This is a genomic window from Streptomyces sparsogenes subsp. cuspidosporus (assembly GCF_039532705.1).
Lineage (GTDB): Bacteria > Actinomycetota > Actinomycetes > Streptomycetales > Streptomycetaceae > Streptomyces > Streptomyces sparsogenes.
Genome location: NZ_BAAASD010000101.1, coordinates 1 through 5,542, shown reverse-complemented (window position 1 = coordinate 5,542; position 5,542 = coordinate 1). Strand labels below are relative to the sequence as shown.

Here is a 5,542-nt window from a genome sequence, read left to right as displayed (position 1 = left end):
GGCCGGGGCCTCGGCGGCGGGGGCCGGGGCGGGCTCGGGCTGCGCCGCGGGGGCGGGCTCGGCCGCCGGGGCGGGAGCGGCCGCGGGGGCCGCGCCGCCGTCGTCGATGACGGCCAGCTCGGCGCCGACCTCCACCGTCTCGTCCTCGGCCACCTTGATGGAGGTGAGCACACCGGCCGCGGGGGCCGGGATCTCGGTGTCGACCTTGTCGGTGGAGACCTCGAGCAGCGGCTCGTCGGCCTCGACCCGCTCACCCTCGGCCTTCAGCCAGCGGGTGACGGTGCCCTCGGTCACGCTCTCGCCGAGCGCCGGCAGGGTTACGGAAACCGCCATGGTTTCGGTTGCTCCTAACGATCTGTGCGGATGGTTCGCGCGCTCGGGGACTACTAGTCGTGGGCGTGCAGGGGCTTGCCGGCCAGTGCCAGGTGGGCCTCGCCGAGCGCCTCGTTCTGGGTCGGGTGCGCGTGGATGAGCTGCGCGACCTCGGCCGGCAGCGCCTCCCAGTTGTAGATCAACTGCGCCTCGCCGACCTGCTCGCCCAGGCGGTCGCCGACCATGTGGACACCGACGACGGCACCGTCCCGCACCTGGACGAGCTTGATCTCGCCCGAGGTCTTCAGGATCTTGCTCTTGCCGTTGCCCGCCAGGCTGTACTTGAGGGCCACGACCTTGTCGGCGCCGTACAGCTCCTTGGCCTTGGCCTCCGTGATACCGACCGAGGCGACCTCGGGGTGGCAGTAGGTGACCCGCGGCACACCGTCGTAGTCGATCGGCACGGTCTTCAGACCCGCCAGCCGCTCGGCCACCAGGATGCCCTCGGCGAAGCCGACGTGGGCCAGCTGGAGGGTGGGGACCAGGTCGCCCACGGCCGAGATGGTCGGGACGTTGGTCTGCATGTACTCGTCGACGAGGACATAGCCGCGGTCCATCGCGACCCCGGCCTCCTCGTAGCCCAGGCCCTGCGAGACCGGGCCGCGGCCGACGGCGACGAGCAGCAGCTCGGCCTCGAAGGTCTTGCCGTTCTCCAGCGAGACCTTCACCCCGTCGGCGGTGTGCTCGACGCCCGAGAAACGCGCGCCGAGGGAGAACTTGATGCCGCGCTTGCGGAAGGCGCGCTCCAGCAGCTTGGAGCTGTTCTCGTCCTCGACCGGGACGAGGTGGGGAAGCGCCTCGACGATGGTGACGTCGGTCCCGAAGGACTTCCACGCGGAGGCGAACTCGACGCCGATGACGCCGCCGCCCAGCACGATCGCGGACTTCGGCACCCGGTCCAGGACCAGCGCGTGGTCGGAGGTGATGACCCGCTCGCCGTCGATCTCCAGGCCCGGGAGGGACTTCGGCACCGAGCCCGTGGCCAGCAGGACGTGGCGGCCGGTGTAGCGCTGGCCGTCGACGTCGACCGAGGTCGGGGAGGACAGCCGGCCCTCGCCGGTCACGTAGGTGACCTTGCGGGAGGCGATCAGACCCTGGAGGCCCTTGTACAGGCCCGAGACCACGCCGTCCTTGTACTTGTGCACGCCTTCGATGTCGATGCCCTCGAAGGTGGTCTTCACACCGAACTCGGCACCCTCGCGGGCCTGGTCGGCGATCTCACCGGCGTGCAGCAGAGCCTTGGTGGGGATGCAGCCGCGGTGCAGGCAGGTGCCGCCCACCTTGTCCTTCTCGATCAGGGCGACGTCCAGACCCAGCTGCGCCGCGCGCAGGGCAGCGGCGTAACCGCCGCTACCGCCTCCGAGGATCACTAGGTCGAAAACGGTGCTGGCGTCGTTCGCCACGTCACGTCCTCCATGCATGGTGCGCCGGGGCCGGCCGTCTTTGGCCGGGCGGCGGCTGTTGTTCGGCCGCGTCTTGCTTTCGGCCCTGGTGTCGGGGGCCCTGTCCTGCCGGGACAACATCTTCGCACTTGTTGACGGGAGGCGGGACGCGGGGCCGCTGTGTGAGATATCTCCAAACCCCTGTTCAGGGGTTACTCACGGGTACTGGGCGCGTAGGTGATCGGATTTCGTTCCTGGCGAAATCCGATCGGTCCGCCGGCCGGGCCCCACGGGCCCGGCCGGTGCCGGCTCAGCCCAGGTCGCCGGCCGCGGTGCGCTCCGCGAGCCGCACCAGGGTGCGTACCGCCGAGCCCGTGCCGCCCTTGGGGGTGTAGCCGAACGGGCCGGACTCGTTGAAGGCCGGACCCGCGATGTCCAGGTGGGCCCAGGTGGTGCCCTCCTCGACGAACTCCTTCAGGAAGATCCCGGCCACCAGGCCGCCGCCCATCCGCTCACCCATGTTCGCCAGGTCGGCCACCGGCGAGTCGATGCTCTTGCGCAGGTCCGACGGGAGCGGCATCGGCCACGACTGCTCGCCGACCTCCTCCGCGATCTCGTGCAGCGAGGTACGGAACGCCTCGTCGTTCGCCATGATCCCGAACGTGCGGTTGCCCAGCGCGAGCACCATGGCGCCGGTGAGCGTCGCCACGTCCACGATCGCGTCGGGCCGCTCCTCGCAGGCGCGGGTCAGCGCGTCGGCCAGCACCAGCCGGCCCTCGGCGTCGGTGTTCAGCACCTCGACGGTCTTGCCGCTGTACATCGTCAGCACATCGCCGGGGCGGGTGGCCGAACCCGACGGCATGTTCTCGGCCAGCGCCAGCCAGCCGGTGACGTTCACCCGCAGCCCCAGCTTCGCGGCCGCGACCACCGTGGCGAACACGGCGGCGGCGCCGCTCATGTCGCACTTCATGGTCTCGTTGTGGCCGGCCGGCTTGAGCGAGATGCCGCCGGAGTCGTAGGTGATGCCCTTGCCGACCAGGGCCAGGGTCTTCTCCGCCTCCGGGTGCGCGTAGCCGACCCGGACCAGCCGCGGCGGGGCCTCAGACCCCTGGCCGACGCCCAGGATGCCCCCGTACCCGCCCTTCTTCAGCGCCTTCTCGTCCAGCACTTCGGTCTTGAGGCCGTGCTCCTTGGCCGCCTCCAGCACGGCGGCGGCGAAGGAGGCGGGGTTGAGCAGGTTCGAGGGGGTGTTGATGAGGTCGCGGGCGCGGTTGACCTCGGCGGCCAGGGCGATGGCGCGCTCCGCCGCCGCCTTGAACTCCTTGTCGCGCGGCTTGGCGCCGAGCAGGGCCACCTCGGCGAGCGGGGCACCGTTCTTCTTGCCGTTGCCGCTCTTGGCGCCGCTGTTGTGGTTGGCCTTGTACGAGTACGCGCCCAGCAGCGCGCCCTCGGCCACGGCGGCCGCGTCCGCCGGGTCCTCCACCGGCAGGGCGAACGCGCCCTTCTTCGAACCGGACAGCGCGCGGGCCGCCGCACCGGCCGCGCGGCGCAGCGCCTCGGCGTCGTAGCCGTCGCCCTTGGCCGGGGCGTCGCCGAGTCCGACCGCCAGCACGACCGGTGCCTTGAGGCCGGACGCGGCGGGCAGCTTGGTCACCTCGCCCTCCGCGCCGGTCGCCCCGAGGGTCTCCAGGACGGAGGCCAGCTTCCCGCCGAAGGCCTGGTCCACGGCCTCCGCGCCGGGGGCGACGACGGGGCCCTTGGCGCCCTTCGCCACGCCGACGACGACGGCGTCCGCACGCAGCGTCGCGGCGGAGGAGGTGCTGAGAGTCAGAGATGTCACGGTGATGGGGTCCCTCTTCCGGATAGTTCCTCGGCCGACGTGGAATGCCCCCGCCGAGACAGGGACGGGCCAGCCGCGCCCATCGGCATCGTATGCGCCGGTCACCAGGTGCCCGGGCGGCGGGCTGTCGCGGGCCATCGCGAGGGTAACTCCCCCGACGCCACCGGCGCGCGGCCCAGGTTCTGTCGTCAAAGGGGGCGTCCGGCCGCGAGCGGCGTCTGGTGCGGTGCCTCGCAAGGCGGAGCGTCGCCCTCGTACTGGGCCGTACTCGGGCGATGCGACAACGCGGCGAGGGGCCGTGCCAGGCGTCGGGAGCAGGGCGCCCGCTTTGACGACAGGCCCTGGCGCCGAAGGACCGCCCGCCGCGGCCCGGCGGGGCCGGGTTCAGCGGGGCGGCCGGGCCGCGGGAGCGGGGCCGGGTGCTGCGGCGCGGGCCGGCCGGGGCCCTTGGCGGGGCGGGGGCGCGCGACACGGGGGAGGTGCGTCCCAGGCCGGGTTCCCCGGCTGGCCGGCGGGGTGGGTCAGCCCAGGGCCGTGACGATCAGGGTGGCCGTGGCCGCCGTCTCGGCGAGCGCGCCGAAGACGTCGCCGGTCACGCCGCCGAAGCGGCGGCGGCAGTGGCCGAGGAGGAGTTCCGCGGCGCCCAGCGCGGCGAGGGCGGCGAGGGCGTGGTGGACCGCCTCGTACGCGCCGAAGGCCGCGCCCGCCCCGGCGCAGACGACGGCGGTCACCGTCGCCGTGCCCAGCGCCGGCCCGCGCGGCACCGCGCCCGCGACCGCCGCGCCCAGCCCCTCGGGCCGGGCCGCCGGCACCCCTTCGCGGGCCGCGAGCGTCAACGCGCACCGCGCCGTCACCCCGGCCGTCACGGCCGCCACCGCGCCGTGCGCCCAGCCGGCCCCGTACAGCTCGGCCAGCGCGGCCACCTGCGCGAGCAGGACGAACAGCAGGGTGACCACCCCGAAGGGACCGATGTCCGACCGCTTCATGATGCGCAGCGCCTCGTCCGCCGGCTTGCCGCTGCCGAGGCCGTCGGCGGTGTCGGCGAGTCCGTCGAGGTGCAGCCCGCGGGTCAGCACGGCGGGCACCGCGACCGTCCCCACCGCCGCCAGCAGCGCGCCGCCGCCCAGCAGCAGCAGCGCCGCGCCCACCGACGCCGCGCAGAGCCCGACCGCCAGCCCGGCCGGGGGAGCGCACAGCATCCCGGCGCGCGCCGCCTCCCGGTCCCAGCGCGTCACCCGGACGGGGAGCGTGGTGAGCGTGCCGAACGCGAAGCGAAGGCCGTCCTCCCAGGAGGCGCGCGGAGGGTGTGACGGGCGCGGGGGCTCCGGCGGGTCCGGTGGGGGTGCGTGGTGGCCCGGCTCTTCGGACCGGCCCGGCTCGTCGGCCCGGCTCGGGGGCTGCTGCTCGTCGCGCTGGTCCCGGGGGCCCGGCTCCGCGGGCGCGTCCGTCGCGTCCGTGGACTCGGCCGCCTCCGCGGGCTTCGGCGGGTGCGCGGGCTCCGGAGGCCCCGCGGGCCGTGGCGGGGCCGCGGGTCTCGGGGGGCGCGGCGGCCCCGGCGGCCCCGGCGGGGGCGCGGGGGGATGCTCCGGCGTGGTGTCCATCGGGCGCAGGCTATCGCGCACCCGGAAGCCGCATCCCGGGGTTCGGCGTAACGGCCCGCCAGCCCGACAGCCCCGCAGCCCCAAAGCCCGGCAGACTGAGCCCGCCAGCCCGCCAGCCCGCCAGCCCGCCAGCCCGCCAGCCCGCCAGCCCGCCAGCCCGCCAGCCCGCCAGCCCGCCAGCCCGCCCTCCCGGGGACGGGCCCGGGGCGAGCCGACAGCCCCCGGGGCGGGCCGGGGGGAGTGACCCCGCCAGCCCGCCCTCCCGGGGACGGGCCCGGGGCGAGCCGACAGCCCCCGGGGGCGGGCCGGGCCCGGGGCTGCCCGGCGGCCCCACCGCCGGGCGCCGG

The 5,542-nt window shown here is 75.0% G+C and carries 3 protein-coding genes and 1 pseudogene; all 4 read right to left on the bottom strand.

The window, feature by feature from the left end:
* Window positions 1–333 (bottom strand): biotin/lipoyl-containing protein (locus ABFY07_RS42350; protein ID WP_346179565.1); only part of this gene is annotated, 333 nt, incomplete at its 3' end.
* A gap of 53 nt (window positions 334–386) precedes the next feature.
* Window positions 387–1,775: a dihydrolipoyl dehydrogenase gene (lpdA, locus tag ABFY07_RS42345; protein WP_065958648.1), complete on the bottom strand. Its 1,389-nt coding sequence runs from the start codon at window positions 1,773–1,775 to the stop codon at window positions 387–389.
* Window positions 1,776–2,064: 289 nt separating this feature from the next.
* Entirely contained in the window at window positions 2,065–3,594 is a 1,530-nt protein-coding gene (locus ABFY07_RS42340; protein ID WP_065958647.1) for a leucyl aminopeptidase, read from the bottom strand.
* Window positions 3,595–4,115: 521 nt separating this feature from the next.
* Window positions 4,116–4,874, bottom strand: a pseudogene (locus ABFY07_RS42335) (adenosylcobinamide-GDP ribazoletransferase); the annotation flags it as partial.
* Window positions 4,875–5,542 lie beyond the last annotated feature (668 nt).